This window comes from Pseudoalteromonas tunicata, from assembly GCF_002310815.1.
In the GTDB taxonomy this organism is placed as follows: domain Bacteria; phylum Pseudomonadota; class Gammaproteobacteria; order Enterobacterales; family Alteromonadaceae; genus Pseudoalteromonas; species Pseudoalteromonas tunicata.
This window is the reverse complement of the sequence record NZ_CP011033.1, coordinates 653,470-670,283: the sequence shown is the minus strand read 5'-3', so window position 1 is coordinate 670,283 and position 16,814 is coordinate 653,470. Positions and strand designations below refer to the sequence as shown.

At 37.7% G+C, this 16,814-nt stretch carries 16 protein-coding genes; 14 read left to right on the top strand and 2 right to left on the bottom strand.

Features of this window, described 5'->3' with window-relative positions; genetic code table 11:
• The first annotated feature begins 6 nt into the window (after positions 1–6).
• Entirely contained in the window at positions 7–297 is a 291-nt protein-coding gene (locus PTUN_RS20320; protein ID WP_009836832.1) for a TapY2 family type IVa secretion system protein, read from the top strand.
• Positions 298–423: 126 nt separating this feature from the next.
• Here PTUN_RS20320 and PTUN_RS20315 read toward each other — a convergent pair whose 3' ends face one another.
• Positions 424–1,335, bottom strand: a complete 912-nt coding sequence (locus PTUN_RS20315) for a cation diffusion facilitator family transporter (RefSeq protein ID WP_009836833.1) — start codon at positions 1,333–1,335, stop codon at positions 424–426.
• Positions 1,336–1,557: 222 nt separating this feature from the next.
• Here PTUN_RS20315 and PTUN_RS20310 point away from each other — a divergent pair, with 222 nt between their 5' ends.
• Together PTUN_RS20310 and PTUN_RS20305 are read left to right on the top strand one after the other, a co-directional pair.
• Positions 1,558–2,775 (top strand): M24 family metallopeptidase, encoded by a 1,218-nt coding sequence (locus PTUN_RS20310; protein ID WP_009836835.1) that lies wholly within the window; start codon positions 1,558–1,560, stop codon positions 2,773–2,775.
• A gap of 185 nt (positions 2,776–2,960) precedes the next feature.
• Positions 2,961–4,481: a leucyl aminopeptidase gene (locus PTUN_RS20305; RefSeq protein WP_040643450.1), complete on the top strand. Its 1,521-nt coding sequence runs from the start codon at positions 2,961–2,963 to the stop codon at positions 4,479–4,481.
• Positions 4,482–4,489: 8 nt separating this feature from the next.
• On the opposite strand, the gene PTUN_RS20300 is transcribed toward PTUN_RS20305, so the two are convergent.
• A complete protein-coding gene (locus PTUN_RS20300) occupies positions 4,490–5,188 on the bottom strand; it encodes a type 2 periplasmic-binding domain-containing protein (RefSeq protein WP_009836837.1) in 699 nt (232 codons plus the stop codon).
• A 187-nt stretch (positions 5,189–5,375) separates the two neighbouring features.
• On the opposite strand from PTUN_RS20300, the gene PTUN_RS20295 reads away from it, so the two are divergent.
• The 11 genes from PTUN_RS20295 (at position 5,376) to PTUN_RS20245 (ending at position 16,809) form a co-directional block, all read left to right on the top strand.
• Entirely contained in the window at positions 5,376–6,062 is a 687-nt protein-coding gene (locus tag PTUN_RS20295; RefSeq protein ID WP_009836838.1) for a tRNA (adenine(22)-N(1))-methyltransferase, read from the top strand.
• 21 nt (positions 6,063–6,083) lie between these two features.
• Entirely contained in the window at positions 6,084–6,605 is a 522-nt protein-coding gene (locus PTUN_RS20290) for an NUDIX hydrolase (RefSeq protein ID WP_009836839.1), read from the top strand.
• Positions 6,606–6,614: 9 nt separating this feature from the next.
• Positions 6,615–7,376 carry a ribonuclease H family protein gene (locus PTUN_RS20285; protein ID WP_009836840.1) on the top strand — a complete coding sequence of 254 codons (762 nt, stop codon included), beginning with the start codon at positions 6,615–6,617 and terminating at the stop codon, positions 7,374–7,376.
• Positions 7,377–7,542: 166 nt separating this feature from the next.
• Positions 7,543–8,139 carry a hypothetical protein gene (locus PTUN_RS20280; RefSeq protein ID WP_009836841.1) on the top strand — a complete coding sequence of 199 codons (597 nt, stop codon included), beginning with the start codon at positions 7,543–7,545 and terminating at the stop codon, positions 8,137–8,139.
• 66 nt (positions 8,140–8,205) lie between these two features.
• Positions 8,206–8,589 carry a hypothetical protein gene (locus PTUN_RS20275; protein ID WP_009836842.1) on the top strand — a complete coding sequence of 128 codons (384 nt, stop codon included), beginning with the start codon at positions 8,206–8,208 and terminating at the stop codon, positions 8,587–8,589.
• 14 nt (positions 8,590–8,603) lie between these two features.
• Positions 8,604–9,863 carry a TMEM143 family protein gene (locus PTUN_RS20270; RefSeq protein ID WP_009836843.1) on the top strand — a complete coding sequence of 420 codons (1,260 nt, stop codon included), beginning with the start codon at positions 8,604–8,606 and terminating at the stop codon, positions 9,861–9,863.
• 46 nt (positions 9,864–9,909) lie between these two features.
• Entirely contained in the window at positions 9,910–10,923 is a 1,014-nt protein-coding gene (locus PTUN_RS20265) for a LacI family DNA-binding transcriptional regulator (protein WP_009836844.1), read from the top strand.
• Between the two features lie 48 nt (positions 10,924–10,971).
• Entirely contained in the window at positions 10,972–12,195 is a 1,224-nt protein-coding gene (locus PTUN_RS20260) for a glycosyltransferase (RefSeq protein WP_009836845.1), read from the top strand.
• A 155-nt stretch (positions 12,196–12,350) separates the two neighbouring features.
• Entirely contained in the window at positions 12,351–13,577 is a 1,227-nt protein-coding gene (locus tag PTUN_RS20255; RefSeq protein ID WP_083781230.1) for a threonine/serine exporter family protein, read from the top strand.
• Positions 13,578–13,801: 224 nt separating this feature from the next.
• On the top strand, positions 13,802–15,148 hold the full coding sequence (locus tag PTUN_RS20250; protein ID WP_009836847.1) for a tetratricopeptide repeat protein: 1,347 nt from the start codon (positions 13,802–13,804) through the stop codon (positions 15,146–15,148).
• Between the two features lie 11 nt (positions 15,149–15,159).
• Positions 15,160–16,809, top strand: a complete 1,650-nt coding sequence (locus tag PTUN_RS20245; protein ID WP_009836848.1) for a FecR family protein — start codon at positions 15,160–15,162, stop codon at positions 16,807–16,809.
• Positions 16,810–16,814 lie beyond the last annotated feature (5 nt).

Genomic DNA, 16,814 nt, shown 5'->3' with positions numbered 1-16,814 from the left:
ATTCACATGAAAAAGTTACTTATTTTTTGTTTACTGTGCTCTTATCATCTTGATGCAAAAGTTGCTCTATTTAATTATAAATGTCATGTGCTCTTGGACGGTAAAACAGAAGCAATTGTTGATGTACGAACAAAAATAGATAGCAGTATTGCTGCAGAAAAAGCTGCGCTTAAAACTAAAGCATCATTTCCTCAGCAATCTAAAAAAAATATTATTGAAGTATATCAATGTGTTCAAATAGATAGTGAATTTGGTAGTTTTAGCGCAAATAAACTCGATGAAAAGACACTTAGGTAAGGCATCACTAACTCTAATAATCCGCTGGATTGACTAGAAACAACTCAGAACCTAGTCAATCCAAGACAATATGGCTTAAAAAAATCACTGTTAGGGTAAAATTTATTGTGCAAAATCCATATCAAGTTAATTAAGCTTCGGTGTAGACTTTTGATGATGACAAATTCCCGCTTCAACTTGTAATACGCATTGATTGATATTGAATTGTTTTTTGAGTATTTTTTCAACTTCAAAGCGACATACTTCATCATGTTTTTCTAAAGTACAGCTGTGTTTTAGCACTATATGTGCACCAACAACCCAATTTTCATCATCAGCTTTAATGGTTAAATTATGAATGTTTTCAATATGTTCAATACTCAGCAAAGCTTTCTCTATTGATTTTAACGAAGGTAAACGAGGCTTATAGAAAAATAAACCACGTACACATTGGTAGAGCAACCGAATCCCAGTAAATAATACAAACACAGTTATCAACATACTTGAGATAAGATCAACCACCACCCAGCCGGTGAAATGGATTACCATACTCGCGACAAAGGTAGAAACCGTAGAGAGTAAATCAAAAAAGGTATGTAAAAAAACCGCATAAACGTTGATGCTATCTTTACGACCTTTATAAAGCACAAACGCTGCGGCTGCATGAAACAAGAAGCCAATCGCAGCAACACTACTCATTAAGAATGTATTGATGGCTAGCTCTTCACCATGATGATGCTCAAAAAAACGCTCGCCACCTTTAAATAAAATATAAGAGCTAATAATTAAATATAACAAGCCATTAATTAGTCCACCGCCAAGCTCAGCTTTACGATAACCATCATTATAGGTAGTCGCAAGTTTGATAGCCAAAGTCGACGCGAGGATCGCAATAAATAGTGAACTGTTATGAATAAATAAATGTCCTGCATCAGCCAATACAGCTAACGAGTTTGCAAAATACGCTGCAAACACTTGAATTATCATGAAGGTACAGGTGATTGAAAGTGCGATGAGTAAACGGCGACGTGACGATTTATGGGTGGTGATATCTGTCATTAGTTAAATTGAGCACCTATGCCTAACAAATTAAAAACGTAATTAAATTGCAAAGTGGTCATCACCGACAAATTAATTATGTTATACAGTCTCAATTGTATAATTTAGTCATCACAAAAGCACTGTTAATTTCTGTTTTTCTTGCCTGCAGATGCTTGCTCGCTTCTTTTTTAATCCCTTGCATGATACATTTGGGATATTGCATACAATTTGGAGTAAGTTATGACGATTGGTGTCGGTGGCTCAACACCCGAGATAGAACTAGCAAAATTATCAGATATGACAAAAGATATCGTTCCTATTTCTGAGCTTGAATATCAAACTAGGATCCATAAAGCCCAACGCTTAATGAAAAAGCAAAATATTGCTGCGATTTATTTAGATGCGGGTACAAATCTGTATTATTTCACTGGCTTAAAATGGTACAAAAGTGAACGTATGGTTGGCGCAATTTTGCCAGTAACGGGCGACCTTATTTTTATTGCCCCTCAATTCGAAGAAGGCTCTCTGCGCGACCATATGCTAATCCAAGGTAAATTTTATGGCTGGCACGAGCATGAAAGTCCTTATCAATTATTTGCGAATATTCTTAATGAGTTGGCAATTACTGGTGGTCAAATAGCCATTGATGAATCAGCCGCATTTTTTATTTTTGATGGGCTAAGAACGGCTGCTCCTCACTATCAATATGTTAATGCCAGCGCTATTACCGCAACCTGTCGTCAACATAAATCAGCCAATGAAATTGCCTTGTTACAACAAGCCAAAGACATGACTTTAAAAGTGCATCAGGCAGCTGCCGCAATATTAAAACCGGGTATATCAACCGTTGAAGTGAGTCAATTTATTCAACAAGCTCATAAGAAAGTTGGTGCAAAAGGAGGCTCGTCATTCTGTATTGTTCTTTTTGGTGTTGCAACCTCATTTCCACATGGTGTTAAAGAACCACAAATATTAAAAGAAAATGATTGGGTATTAATCGATACAGGTTGTTTAGTTGAAGGTTATAACTCCGACATCACACGCACATATGCATTTGGTGAAGCGACACACGAACAGCGCATCGCATGGCAAGTTGAAAAAGACGCCCAAGTTGCGGCATTTAACGCTGCGCAATTAGGTATTGCATGCGGTAAAGTCGATGATGCAGCCAGAGCGATACTAATACAAAACGAGTTTGGTCCTGACTATAACTTACCCGGTTTACCGCATCGTACTGGGCATGGCTGTGGTTTAGATATTCATGAATGGCCGTATTTAGTGAGAAATAATCCAACTAAGCTTGAAGTTGGGATGGTATTTAGTAATGAACCTATGTTAGTGATTCCAACAAAATTTGGCGTACGGTTAGAGGATCATTTTTATATGTCCGAAAATGGCCCCGTTTGGTTTACAGAGCCTTCATCGAGCCTTGACGATCCCTTTGGATTACAACAATAAAACAGTTATTCAGCCAACCTTTTAAACATGCGGCTAGTATAAAGTGAGTTTTTAAATTTAGATTAAAAGTTAAATAAACCTACTTTATCAGCCGCATTATTTTGTCTTTTCATCTGATCCTATTTACTTTTTTTTATTAATTAACGTACTAATGCATGTACTTAGTATTTAAAACTGTATCGTTTATGACATTTAAACCAACTTTATTTTCTTTGGCATTCGCGGCTACCGCATTTAGCTCTCAAGCAGAATACATTAACTTTGTTGATAACTTTGCCAAGTCTGCAGACACATTAGTCGTTTTCTCATCAGCAAATCGCACTAACAACGATTTCTCTCATTATGACAAATTAACTTCAGGTCAATTGAGCAAAGCGTTAGAAATCAATAGTTTTAAAAGTGAATTTGGCGAAAAAGTTGAAATCATTGCACCTAATCAGCTGAACTATAAACGAGTATTAGTGATAGGAATTGGTGATGAGTCAAACCTCAACAGTGCTAAATTGACCCGTTTAGGCGGTAATTTATCAGCCCATCTAGAGCATAAATCAATTTCAAATATTGATATTGCTTTAGAAGATCTAACCCAAAAAACCACCCTATTACATCCAAGTGCTGATATTGCTCATGGGATTAACTTACGCGCGTATCGATTTGAACGTTACCACAGTGAAAAGCGTGTAGAGAAAAGCTATCAATTTGATGTACCCGTCCCGAAAGACGTTTTAACTCATTACAATACGCTGGCCAATATTGAAAAAGCGGTTTTCTTGGCACGCGACTTAACCAATGAAACAGCCACCGAAATGACGCCAGCAGCGTTTGCAAAAGCAGCGTTAGAGTTAAAAAAATACGGTGTAGAAATTAAAGTGTTAACTCCAAAAGAGATTAAGAAACTTAATATGGGGGCGCTTGAAGCTGTAGGTCGAGGAAGTAAAGAAGGCTCTCGTTTAATTGTGGCGCATTATAAAGGCAGTAATGAGCAACCGATTGCGTTAATTGGCAAAGGGATCACTTTTGACTCAGGTGGCTATAGTTTAAAAACCGGCGAATCAATTGCCCGTATGAAATCAGATATGGCAGGAGCAGCAACCGTGCTTGCAACGGTCAAAGCACTTGCTCTCAATAAAAGTAAACATAACGTTGTAGCTGTCATGGGCATGGCAGCGAATATGGTTTCTGAAGATGCACTTGCCCCTGGTGATGTGGTTACAACTGCACAAGGATTGACCGTAGAAGTGGTCAATACCGATGCTGAAGGTCGTTTAGTTTTAAGTGATGCAATGTGGTATGCAAGAGAATATTTCAAACCGAAAATCATGGTTGATGTTGCAACATTAACAGGCTCGAAAGTTCGTGCTTTAGGGGATGAATATGCTGCTATTTTCTCTGATGATGAAACGTTAGTCTCTGAGTTAACTCTTGCTGGTCAACAGGTTAATGAGCAACTTTGGCGTTTACCGCTGGGCTACAAAGATGCATTAAAAACAGATATTGCAGATCTAAAAAATATTGGTTCTTATGGCCCTGGGGCGACCACCGCAGCAAGTTTTTTACAGCATTTTGCTGGCGACGTTCGCTGGGCTCATTTAGACATTGCGGGTAACGCACTTGGCAGTAAAGCCAAAAACGAAAATCCAGTTGGCGCAACCGGCTACGGTGTCAGACTACTCTCTCAGTGGATTATGTCGCAACCAACACATTAATTATATGGTTACTCAGAGCGCTTAAATGCTTGTTTAAGCGCCTCTATTGTGTCGTTGGCCATGTCTTTATGACAGGCAAAATATAACTCTTGTCCAATGCTATCAATTTGAAAAATCGGCTTTAATTTAGATAACGTTTTATTATGTTTTAAACTGTAGTTAAATTGTTCATCATTGAGCACAAGTAGCTCTAATAACTCTCTTCGAGTTTCTAACAAATCATAAATTTTTTCAAAATGATCGATCACAATTAAATTTTTATCTTCAGTAAAACCCTTGGATTTTAAATAATGATGACTGAAATTATCTCGCAGCACGGCTATTTTATATTGTTTGGCATCTTCAACACTGCCAATACTGATATGACTAGTTTTTAAACTATAAAAAGAGACATTGGCATGATGAAGCTTGGCAATCCACTGAAATTTATCTTCTCGAGGCGCAATTCTTGCCAGAGAAAAAATACAGGTTTGTGGGTCGCGTAAGGCCGCGCTGTAAGCGACTGACCACGGATAAACTAGCAAAGAGTACTCTATATTGCCTTGCGTTAATGCTTTAATCACACGCTCAGTTGATATACCAATAAGCTGATTATCATCGTTATAATATTGATAATTAGGTAAGACCTCCGTGACTATGTTTAATTTAGCCCAACAGAGGCTCGGAAAAACCACGAGCATAAAAAGCGTAAATAATTTTTTAATCATTAATAAGTGGTTTTTAAACTGGATAAAATTAGCATAGTCGAAAAATAGTCATTTCAACTTACACAGTGACAAAATGAGTAAAATTAACAATAAATACCGAGTAAACTTTCGCTCTAATCACAATTAGGATTGTATTTTTGCTTTTCATGCTTAAAATGTCCGCCTCTTTTTAAATCGGCATGCGCCTTTGAAACTAAGTAAAAGACTTGAGCTTATTAATCAAAATATCAGTGATAATTACGATCATATTTGGGATTGTTGCTGTGATCATGGCTTACTCGGAGCTAAATTACTCACTCGTAACGTCTCAGCTCATATTCACTTTGTTGATCTTGTTCCAACAATACTTGATAAGCTCACACAACAGCTAATCCAGTTTTTCCCTCCGACCGATGGCAAAACTCAGTGGTCAGTTCATTGTCTAGATGCCGCGTTGTTACCTCTTAGCCAATTTCAAGCAAAAAAGCATTTAGTCATTATTGCTGGAGTCGGTGGAGAATTGACTGCAAAGCTCATACAACAAATTACAACAGCAAACCCAACACATGATATTGAGTTCTTACTTTGTCCTGTACATCATACATATCAATTGCGTACCCAACTTATTAAGCTTGGGCTAAATCTGATTCATGAGCAAATAGTCACAGAAAACAAACGTTTTTATGAACTTATTCATGTTAGTCACCGTGCTTTAGCCCCCTTATCTCACACAGGTGCAAGTATGTGGCACGCGACTAAAAACGAGCATCTCTCATATTTAAAAAAATTGATTCTTCATTATCAAAAAACAGCATCGACCCACTCACAAAACACTGAGCTTCTAGCCTATCGGGCACTATTATCAAGTTTGCTTGAATATGAGAATAAAAATTAAAACAACAAAACAGAGCGTTAAATGCGACTATTAAAACAAACCCAACACCCTGATATTATAAATAATACTGCAGAGACACTGTTGCGTAATGCCGCAAGAGCCATTGTTTTACGCGGAAATGATATTTTATTGATGTACACCCATCGTTATGATGATTACTCTTTACCTGGCGGGGGTGTTAATCAGGGCGAAAGCATTATTGATGCCTTAAAAAGAGAATTACACGAAGAAACAGGTGCACAACAAATAGAAGTTATGAGTGAATTTGGCGCTTATTTTGAGTTGCGTCCTTGGAACAAAGCGCCATTTGAGTTAGTTCAAATGAATTCGTATTGTTTCGTTTGCAACATAGCGGATGAGTTACATACACCACAATTTGAGCAACATGAAATAAACAACGGCATGCGCCCCGTTTGGATTAATATTCACTGCGCAATCAAACATAACTTACACACCTTAGCGACCAGCGAAAAAAAAGGCATTTCAATTGAAAGAGAAACGTTTTTATTACAAACCATCGTCGCGGAATTAATAAAAAAATAGGGGATCGTTATGGCGAAGAAATTTTATGTTGTTTGGCAAGGTGTAAAACCAGGTATTTATACTTCTTGGGCTCAAGCAAAAGCACAAATAGACGGTCAAAAAGCTGCACAATACATGGGATTTGATAGTGAAGCAGCAGCTAAAAAAGCCTTTGCAGCTCCTTATACTTTGGCCCTTAAACAACGAAATCAAAAAGCGACAGTAAAACCTGCCCAAGTTAACCAAGTAACAAGTAGTACTCCAAAAAGTCAGCACCCGATTGCAATTTATTGTGATGGCGCATGCTCACCCAATCCGGGTAAAGCAGGCACAGGCATTGCAATTTATCAGCAGCAACAATTGAGTGATTTATGGTATGGCCTTTATGATGAGCATGGCACAAATAATAGTGCTGAGTTATTAGGACTATTAATGGCCTTTCGTATTGCCAAAACATTTGTTGACCGTAACCTCACGGTTGAAGTGTTATCTGATTCGCGATATTCAATAGACTGCATTACAAAATGGGCTGAAGGTTGGCAAAAGAAAGGCTGGACTAGAGGCAAAGGAGAAGAAATTAAAAATTTAGCGTTAATCAAAGAATGTTTTAATAGTTATAAAAGTTTAAAACACGCTATCGCTATTTCCTATGTCAAAGGCCATGCAAATATTGAGGGTAATGAATTGGCTGACCGAATGGCAGTACTTGCTCGTAATAGCAAACAAATAGAACTTGTGCCCTACAAAGATAGTCTTGATATTCAGACCATTTTAGCAATGCACTCGGGTTAAACAAGCATATTAGCTATTATCCTAAGCGCCTCTTTTTATTTAAGAAATAAGAGGCGTAGATCAATTAAATAAAAAAATCAACTCAATATAGCATAAATAATAGACTATTCGTCCCGTTTCTTTATAATTGATTTAAATCAAATAATAATAATAAAGTTTTTTCAAAATGGAATTTACAGCAGAAGAACTCAGTTTTTTTAAAAATGTTTTTCGTCAAGATGATCATCATGCTGAACTTGATAATCATAAGCTTACTGTTCAAACACATGTACCTTCTAATTTGTCTGCCATCCTCGAAAATGCCAAGCTCACCTTATTAGCTGAAATTGGCCACTACCAATTATGGTTTCCTTTGTCGCTTGAAATCGATGATTTTGGTGAATTCAAAACCAAACTCGGCACTCCTGAAGTAGTTGATGTCAATGGACTAGAGCGAAGCTGGCGGATTGAAGCCCCAGAAAACGTTACACTGTATGATGAAAGTAGCCAACAAAAGTATGAGGTATTATCTCTTTCAAGCACAGGCCTGACCTTAAGGCCCAAAAATGATAATGTTTTTGAGCACCATTTATCTGATCAATCATTACAGATTAACCTGCCAGATTTAGGGTCGATAAAACTAAGCCTTGAACCAGTTCGCACACAAAACAATATAATCAGTGCGCGTTTTCAACAATTTGATGATGGCAGAGATAAACTGAGAAAATTTTTATTTAACTTACACCGTACCAAATACTCGCATTTATATGGCAACTTAAAGTAAACCACCCCAAATCTGGCCTTTATTAATGCCATGAGTTAAACTCATGCGCCAAAAATAGAGGCTGTTATGATAGATCAATTACGCAATCACCTTGAGTTACTCAACGAAAATTTTGTTGAGAAAAATGCTGTATTTAAAATAAAGGTGATCCCTTTTTTTTGCGCAGTCACCATCAAAAAAGATCATAAGCAAGAAGGTAAACTTAATTTTTATTCAAACCAATTGATCGAAATTTTAATGATCATTTTGTTTATTTTATTTGGATTGGGTATTTATGATGTACAAGCAGGGATCACTCATGGCCCAGTGCACATCGCCATTGCGGTTTTTATCAGTTTAAACTTAATTATCAAGCAGATAGCGATTGAGTCACTTAAAAATAGACTTTTTTATTGCCGTTTAAAAGACAATCGCAGCGATGAAATGACTCATACTGAAGATAATAAATAATTGTTAGTAAAACGATGATGATGCAAAACAATAACGGTGAAAATAAGCGTGAGAACTTTATACCGCTTAGCAAACAAGATGTTATTAAACAATGCCACGCTTTAATCACGCAAGAGCAGCAAGTATCGTTCAGTGATTTTTGCTCATTACTCGACCATTATGTGCATCAACAGCATCATCAATTACTCAATCGTTTAAAAAACAACTACGCCTATTTTGACCCCAACAGAGATACTTTACAGGTAGATAGCCTGAATAAAACTCAGTATGAGGCGGCGCACGCTGAGTTTCATAACAGCTTTTTAGAGGTATTAAAAAAAGCTAATTTTGAACAAATTACCGAACATGACTTACAGCAAGCATTAGCCGAAGAAAGTTTGTTTAAAGTCAGACTTGAAGTTGATTTTAGTGATTTTGCTCAGGTTATTTTTTATCGTAGAGGTGAGCAAACTCGCACTGAACAACTACAAAAATGGTTTGGCCTAAAGAAATATTCAATCACTTTTACAAACTATGAGCGCATTGCTATTTATATTCAATTCAAAGATGCTCAATACTTTAAGACGATTAATAAGCAACCCGTGAATTTTATTCCAGGTTCAACCATTATTAAATTATTTCAAAATGTGCCAAAAGCTGATTTAGAAATGCTATTTCCTAATTCAGAAGTAAGAATGCGACAAATTGACAAGTTCATTATCGCAAGCTCTGCGGTGGTTGGCGGCACAGCAGTCCTTATCACAAAACTCGGCGCCTCATTAATTTTATTGTTTACTCTTTTTTCATACTGGTTTGGTCTGAGTCAACAAGAAGTGGTGATCAACCAACAACAACTTATTGCCTTAGGTTTAGGAATGGCGATTTTTGGCAGCTTTATTTTTAAAGAATGGACTAAATTCAAAAATCGCAAAATAAAATTTATGAAAACTCTTGCTGACAATTTGTACTTTAAAAATTTAGATAACAATGCAGGTGTATTTCATCATTTACTTGATAATGCAGAAGATGAAGAATTTAAAGAAACGTTATTAGGTTACGTCTTTTTACTCAATCATCCACAAGGGTTAACAGCGACAGAACTCGATTCTCACATTGAAAACTGGTTAAGTAGCCAATACTCTCTCCATATTGATTTTGAAATAGAAGATTCTTTAACTAAGCTACTGAATTATAAATTAATTAATAAAGTTAATTCACTCTATTATGCAGTTGAGTTAAATCAAGCAAAAAAAATACTTGATGAGCGTTGGGATAAGTTATTTGAATTCAACTAAGTATATCCGTTACTATCGCTTTTTAAGTCACCAATTCCGCTGAAGCATGACTGAAGTTAATAATAAACAGAAAATCACTATTTTTGATGTAGCCCGAGAAGCGGGAGTATCTAAATCAACTGTCTCACTTGTACTGACAGATAGTGATAAAACATCTGAAAAAACCAAGCAAAAAGTACTCGAAACCATCTCTCGTTTAGGTTATGTCTACAATCGTGACGCAGCCTCATTACGCAGTAAACGCTCAAAAATGGTTGCTGTACTTATCAACGATTTAACTAACCCATATTCAGCCCAGCTAGCCGTAGGCTTAGAGCGACACTTATATCAGCTTGGTATGTTACCTATGCTAATTAACAGTGATGAAAATTATGCCAGACAGCAAAATATTGTGAGTACTTTACGAGAATATAATGTTGCAGCGATTATTATGTGCCCAGCACCCGGCACTGAAATAAGCTGGATTGATGGTTTAATTCAATCAGGCCTACCGGTGATCAATATTATGCGAGAAGTCCCTTTTTGTAATGCGCCAACGGTATTACCAGATAATCAAAAAGGCACCCACATAGCAACCAAACATCTGTTAAATCAAGGTTTCACAAAACTTGCATTTTTAGGTGGCACGGATGATATTTCTGATTTTCACGAACGTTTAAGAGGATTCCAACTCGCTCTTGCAAGTCAAAATATTGATATTGCATCGTGCCCAATTGTACAAGCCAAAACCAACCGCCAAGGTGGTCGCGAGGCCATGCTGCAACTACTTAAAGAAACACCCAACATACAAGGTGTTATTTGTTTCAGTGATGTCATTGCTTATGGTGCAATTGAAAGTTTAAAGTCAATGAACTTAGTAGCAGGTAAAGACATTAAAATAATTGGCTTTGATGATTTGGCTGATTCAAGTTTGATGAGCCCCGCGCTCACCACTGTGCGAATCGATGCTGATGACATAGGTAAACGGACTTGCCAAGTACTCAGTGAACTTTTAAATGGCACTCAACCACCGGTTCGCACCCTAGTTGATGTCAGTTTTAAAATTAGAGCTTCCGCTTAATCTAAGTGCAAGCTAACTGTCTATCACTTTATTTACATTAAGAAATTCATGAAACAAGTTCTTGTTATTGGTTATGTATGGCCTGAGCCAAATTCATCTGCTGCTGGCTATCACATGATGTCTTTGCTGCGTCTTTTTAAAACGCAAGGTTGGCAAGTCGAATTTGCAACCCCTGCACAACCAACCGAACACATGGTGGATTTAGCAGACTTTGGTATTACAAGCCAAAGTATTACGCTCAATTGTGATAGTTTTAACGACTATATTTCGCAATTAAAACCTGACTTAGTGATGTTTGACCGCTTTATGATGGAAGAGCAATTTGGCTGGCGCGTAGATAAATATTGTCCCACAGCCATGAAGCTACTTGATACTGAGGATTTGCAGTCTTTACGTGATGCACGTTTGCAAGCGCACAAACAAAACCGCCCATGCACCACTGCTGATTTACAATCTGATTTAGCCAAACGTGAAATTGCAGCTATTTTACGATGTGATTTATCTTTAATTATCTCAAGTTATGAAATCGCCCTCTTAACTGATAGCTTTATGATCAGCCCACATTTGCTTCACCATTTACCTTTTATGGTTGAAAACACACAGTTAAAGTCTGAGCTTAAACCATTTGCTGAGCGCCAGCATTTTATGACTATCGGCAATTTTCGCCATGCCCCAAACTGGGATGCGGTACTTTATTTACAACAGATTTGGCCCTTGATCCGAAAACAGCTTCCTGATGCACAGCTACATATCTATGGCTCTTACCCACCACCTAAAGCCACTGCCTTACACAATCCTAAAACAGGATTTTTAATTAAAGGCTGGGCTGATGATGCGTTCACAGTAATAGAAAATGCCAAGGTTTGTTTAGCACCCCTTCGCTTTGGAGCGGGTATTAAAGGTAAGTTACTTGATGCAATGATCACTGGCACTCCGAGCGTTACAACGTCAATTGGCGCCGAAGGTATGCATGAACAAGCCCCTTGGCCTGGTAACGTTGCCGATGAACTTGCTGAGTTTGTGCAAAGTGCCGTTTCGCTTTATGTGGACGAAGCACAGTGGTTAACCGCCCAACAAAATAGTCAAAAATTATTAAAGCAGTGTTATCAGGCTGATAAATTAGCACCGATTTTAATCGATAAAATTAATTCTGTTAGCAAAAATTTATTGCAACATCGCCAAAGCAATTTTTTAGGAGAAATGTTAAAGCATCATACTTTAGCAAGTACAAAATACATGTCACAGTGGATTGCTGAAAAGAACAAAAAATAAATTCCAATGATGGTAGAAATAAATAGACACACGTCGATTTCACTCTACAATCCGCAGGCGAAATCATGAGACAACACAATCGTCAATAATTGCCTAATTGCTTAAAATTACATATAAATTGAGCAGTATTAAAAATAAATTTGCTGGAATAAACGTTGAAAACAGCCACATTTACTGAAAAAAGAAAATTCATCGTCAAGCTTGGGAAAATGCTACATAAATATGGTACCCCAGCCTATCGCCTTGAAGCACATTTAATGGATGTTACGAGCTTTTTAGGCTTAAAAGCATCATTTATCATCATTCCTACGGCCCTCACTTTTGTGATCTGGACCGAAGGCCATGAGGATGAATATACCCATGCTGCACGCGTAAACCCAGGTGACCTTGATTTAGGCTCGTTAGCACGGACCGACGAATTGGTCGATCAACTATCAAAAGGCTTGCTGACGTTAAAAGAAGCCGATGGATTATTGGACGAAATCTATAACATGCCAAATCCTCATGGCCGCTTAGCTATAGGCGCAGCTTTTGGCATGTCATCAGGTGCATTTGCAATGTTGATGGGCACTAGCTGGAATGATGTCGCTTGGTCTGCGTTGCTTGGACTGTTAGTTTATGTCTTTGTGGTTTGGTCAGAGCGTTCCCGACGTGTTTCACACATGTTAGAACCCCTAGTCGCAATAGTCTCTGCATTTACTGCTTGCAGTATTGCCTATTATTTTGATCCAAGTATTAATATCCGCTTAGTAGTCTTGTCATCAATCATTGTATTTATTCCAGGGCTTGCTTTGACCTTAGGGCTAGCTGAATTAGCCGCAAGGCATTTAGTTTCAGGCACAGCTCGGGTTATGGATGCACTTATGCTACTGTTTAAACTCTATTTTGGTGCTTTTTTAGGAGTTGCGTTTGGAGTAACTGCGTTTGGCGAAATTGACTTTATTCAACCTGAGCCTATCCCTAAATGGACAGCCTGGTTAGCAATTGCAATTTTATGTTCAAGTCTAATCATCATATTTAGAACAAAAGCAAAACACATTATCTGGTCATTAGCAGCTGGTTTTATCGCTTATGGCGCGAGTTTATGGGGTGCGTTGTACTTTGATTATGCATTAGGCGTATTTGTTGGTGCCTTTGCCGTAGGCGTTTACAGTAATTTATTTACCCGTTTGGCAAATGCGCCTGCGGTTATTGTTGCGATGCAAGGGCTCATAGTTTTGGTACCCGGTAGTAAAATTTATATTGGATTAAACTCAATCATTTCAGGTCAAAACTTTGTAGCTGCCGATCACATTGGTCAGCAAACATTTTTGATATTAATGTCCCTAGTGGCTGGTTTAATCTTTGCAAACGTTGCTCTGCCGCCAAAGAAAATTCTCTAGCTTATTATTGAGCTTTATTGCCCGTTTCGACTCAATCGTTACGGGCTGTTATTTAACATTTACTTCACTACCACCTTGTACCCATTTATGAATCTAAACGTTCGTTTTAATTCATAAAATGCCTAACGAACTTTTCTGCAAAATATCTCATTTTCAAAATTTTGGACTAGCATTTAATCAATAAACTCAGTTTGATAATAAGTTTACTTTTTAAAGGCAAAAGCATGACCAATAATAACATTGCAGTGTGGTTTTCTCCTTGTCGGTATTTTATTTTTAGCTTAGCTTTTTTATTTATATCTCCTATAGTTGCAAGCCCAACCACTCCTAATTACATTCAAATTCTGAATAATGCCGATCCTTTTCTAAAAGACAAAAACTTTCAGGGTTTATTCGATTATTTAATTAGTTACGAATTCGATTTTGCAGGACAAGCTGAGTATGACTATGTACTTGGACTTGCAGCGTTAGAGTCGAATCAACCCAATCTAGCGGTGCAAATTTTACAACGAGCAGTGGACGTCGATGCTCTTTTTTCTGGGGCTAGAATGGCCTTAGCACGCGCTTATTTTTCTACCGGAGATTTAGAGCGGGCAAAATTTCATTTCACTTTATTGCTTGAGCAAAATCCGCCCGCTAAGGCACAGCCTGTTATCAAACAATATTTAGCGAACATAGAACAGTTATCAAAAAACTATAGTGCCAGTTTGCACACTTATCTTGAATTAGGCATGGGCTTTGATAGTAATGCAAATGCATCTACCGACTTAGATTTATTTTATGGCTTTCAATTAGATCCAAAAAATATAGAAACTCAATCTGTTTTTAGTACTTTATTAGGTGCATTAAAATATAACTATCCCATTGATGCTTATCAAAAACTAACCGCTAATATGATGCTTGGTAACAGAACCAATGCAAGCGCACATTATGTCGACATGAATATGCTAAGCATGGATTTAAAATATAGTTATGTATTCTCGTCTTTTAGTGCCTATGGATTAGTTCGTGAATATCACAATCAAATCGAAGATAAATTCAATCAAAATGCGCTAGAAACTCACATGGGATTAGACTTTAACCAAAGTGATAATTCCTTTTTTAATATTGATTTAAGTGCTGCCAAACAACGTTTTAATAATCAGCTGAGTATTCAAGATGCTACAAGTTACTCCGCTTGGCTGACATCAACATCTCGGTTGGAAAATAATTGGTTAATCGGAGCGTCTTTTGGCGTCGCTAAAGATGATGCAAGCGAAGCATTAAGCCCTTATTCGAACAATAAAATAAGTGCGAGACTCTTTTCATTTACACCAGTCACAGACAATCTCACATTTAATATGCAGCTTGGGGCATATAAAACAGATTACAGTAAAGAGCAGCTATTTTTTGGTGAACAACGTAAAGATAAACGCTATAACCTAATGACAAGCTTAAGTTACAACAACTTCTTAGCAAAAAGTTGGCAATTAACGGGTCGGCTTATCCTGACAAAACACCAATCTAACATCTCTATTTATCAATTTGACCGCGGTGAAATTGGCATTTATTTACGTAAAACATTTGATTAAAGGAACCTAACATGAATATTAACTTTTTCAAATGGTCTGTATTTGCATTACTTACTAGCGCAAGTCAACTATGCCTTGCAGAAGCTGGTAAGGTTATTTTCGCCATTGGTGATGTGGTTGTGCAAAATCAACAACGCGTAGCAGTAAAAAAAGGCGACAGTATCGAAGTCGGTGATACAGTGATCACCGGCGATAAATCGCGGGCGCAGTTGATTATGTCTGATGGCGCGCGAATTTCTATTCGTGCAAATTCAGAGTTATTAATTGAACAATATGCATATAACGCCAACGAAGCAAACCAAGTATCAGCCACCCAATCAAAAAGCAGTATGAGTTTATTAAAGGGCGGCTTTAGAACCATCACGGGTGCCGTTGCTTCAGGTCAAGATAAGTCTGGTTACGAAGTCAAAACTGCGGTAGCCACAATAGGGATCCGTGGTACCGATTACACAATTTTATTATGTAATGACGATTGTATTAGTTTAGGCGTTGACTCAAATGAGAACATCAAAAATGGTCTTTATGCAGGTGTGAGTAAAGGGGCTATCGTGCTTAAAAATAGTGCTGGTGAGCTTTTTCTAAACCCTGCAGAGTCAGGATTTGTTAAAAATATCAGCTCATTTCCAGTTAAACTGTTAGGTCCACCAAGTTCATTATTTGGGGAAACAACCGCGACTAAAAAATCACAGGAACAGGAACAGGAAAGCGCAGACACGTCAGACGTTGCAGCTGTTGAGGAAATTGTCGCAAGTTCTCTTGAGACACAAATTGAACAAATTACATCACAACCAATACAAACAGAGCTCAAAACCGACATTACAATCACTCAAAATGATGCTGAGGTAGCGATTACACAACCAGAAATTACCACACCTAAGGTGATACAAGGCAATGATGGTACAGATATTCCGATCACAGATGGACAACCCCCTAGTATTCCACCTTCAAGCCAAACGGCTTTTAGCTTAGCAAGTATGAATAATACATTTGGTATTACTCAACAAATTGAAGATACGACTAAAAACATACTTGACTCTGATAATAATCTAGTCGGCTTTAGCGCACTCAACAATGGTCGTTTTCAACAACTTGCTATTGGTACCGCCAGTCAAAAAAATCTAGGTTTTGATCAACGTTCAGGTTTCCGTTGGGGACGCTGGAGTAATGGCATCGCACTTATTGATAACACTGCATTTGATTTAAATCAGCAAAGTCTCCATTGGCTTAACAACACAGATTTTGATCCGAGCATCGCGTTACCTAAATCTGGTTTAGTTAGCTACAGCCTTATAGGAAATACCGACCCTACCAATAATCACGGTGCCCGAGGTATTTTAGGAAATGCCACGTTTACGGCAGACTTCACCAATCAACAAGTTCAAAGTCAATTATTAATTGGGATCAGTGGATTAGTCTGGCGAGCATCTGGAACAGGGTCTATCGCTAATGGATTTAATTCGTTTTCGGGGCTCTATAACAGTGTCAATATTGATGCTAAAGATGGCGGTACAGGACAATTTTCAGGCTTTTTTAGTAGTAAGCAAAATGAGCTGCAACTACCGAATGCGGCTGGCTTAGTCTATAGTTTATCTAATTTAACTGGTGACGATATTGTATCAGGCGCTGTCGTTTTTTCACATCCTAAATATCAAAACAGGTAACTGCA

Bases quoted from the DNA above. Each gene is read 5' to 3' on its own strand.
- PTUN_RS20260 (WP_009836845.1), top strand. From the start codon at position 10,972: ATGAAACAAGTTCTTGTTATTGGTTATGTATGGCCTGAGCCAAATTCA.
- PTUN_RS20280 (WP_009836841.1), top strand. From the start codon at position 7,543: ATGGAATTTACAGCAGAAGAACTCAGTTTTTTTAAAAATGTTTTTCGT.
- PTUN_RS20305 (WP_040643450.1), top strand. From the start codon at position 2,961: ATGACATTTAAACCAACTTTATTTTCTTTGGCATTCGCGGCTACCGCA.
- PTUN_RS20320 (WP_009836832.1), top strand. From the start codon at position 7: ATGAAAAAGTTACTTATTTTTTGTTTACTGTGCTCTTATCATCTTGAT.
- PTUN_RS20245 (WP_009836848.1), top strand. From the start codon at position 15,160: ATGAATATTAACTTTTTCAAATGGTCTGTATTTGCATTACTTACTAGC.
- PTUN_RS20315 (WP_009836833.1), bottom strand. From the start codon at position 1,335: ATGACAGATATCACCACCCATAAATCGTCACGTCGCCGTTTACTCATC.
- PTUN_RS20265 (WP_009836844.1), top strand. From the start codon at position 9,910: ATGACTGAAGTTAATAATAAACAGAAAATCACTATTTTTGATGTAGCC.
- PTUN_RS20285 (WP_009836840.1), top strand. From the start codon at position 6,615: ATGGCGAAGAAATTTTATGTTGTTTGGCAAGGTGTAAAACCAGGTATT.
- PTUN_RS20290 (WP_009836839.1), top strand. From the start codon at position 6,084: ATGCGACTATTAAAACAAACCCAACACCCTGATATTATAAATAATACT.
- PTUN_RS20270 (WP_009836843.1), top strand. From the start codon at position 8,604: ATGATGATGCAAAACAATAACGGTGAAAATAAGCGTGAGAACTTTATA.
- PTUN_RS20275 (WP_009836842.1), top strand. From the start codon at position 8,206: ATGATAGATCAATTACGCAATCACCTTGAGTTACTCAACGAAAATTTT.
- PTUN_RS20250 (WP_009836847.1), top strand. From the start codon at position 13,802: ATGACCAATAATAACATTGCAGTGTGGTTTTCTCCTTGTCGGTATTTT.
- PTUN_RS20300 (WP_009836837.1), bottom strand. From the start codon at position 5,188: ATGATTAAAAAATTATTTACGCTTTTTATGCTCGTGGTTTTTCCGAGC.
- PTUN_RS20310 (WP_009836835.1), top strand. From the start codon at position 1,558: ATGACGATTGGTGTCGGTGGCTCAACACCCGAGATAGAACTAGCAAAA.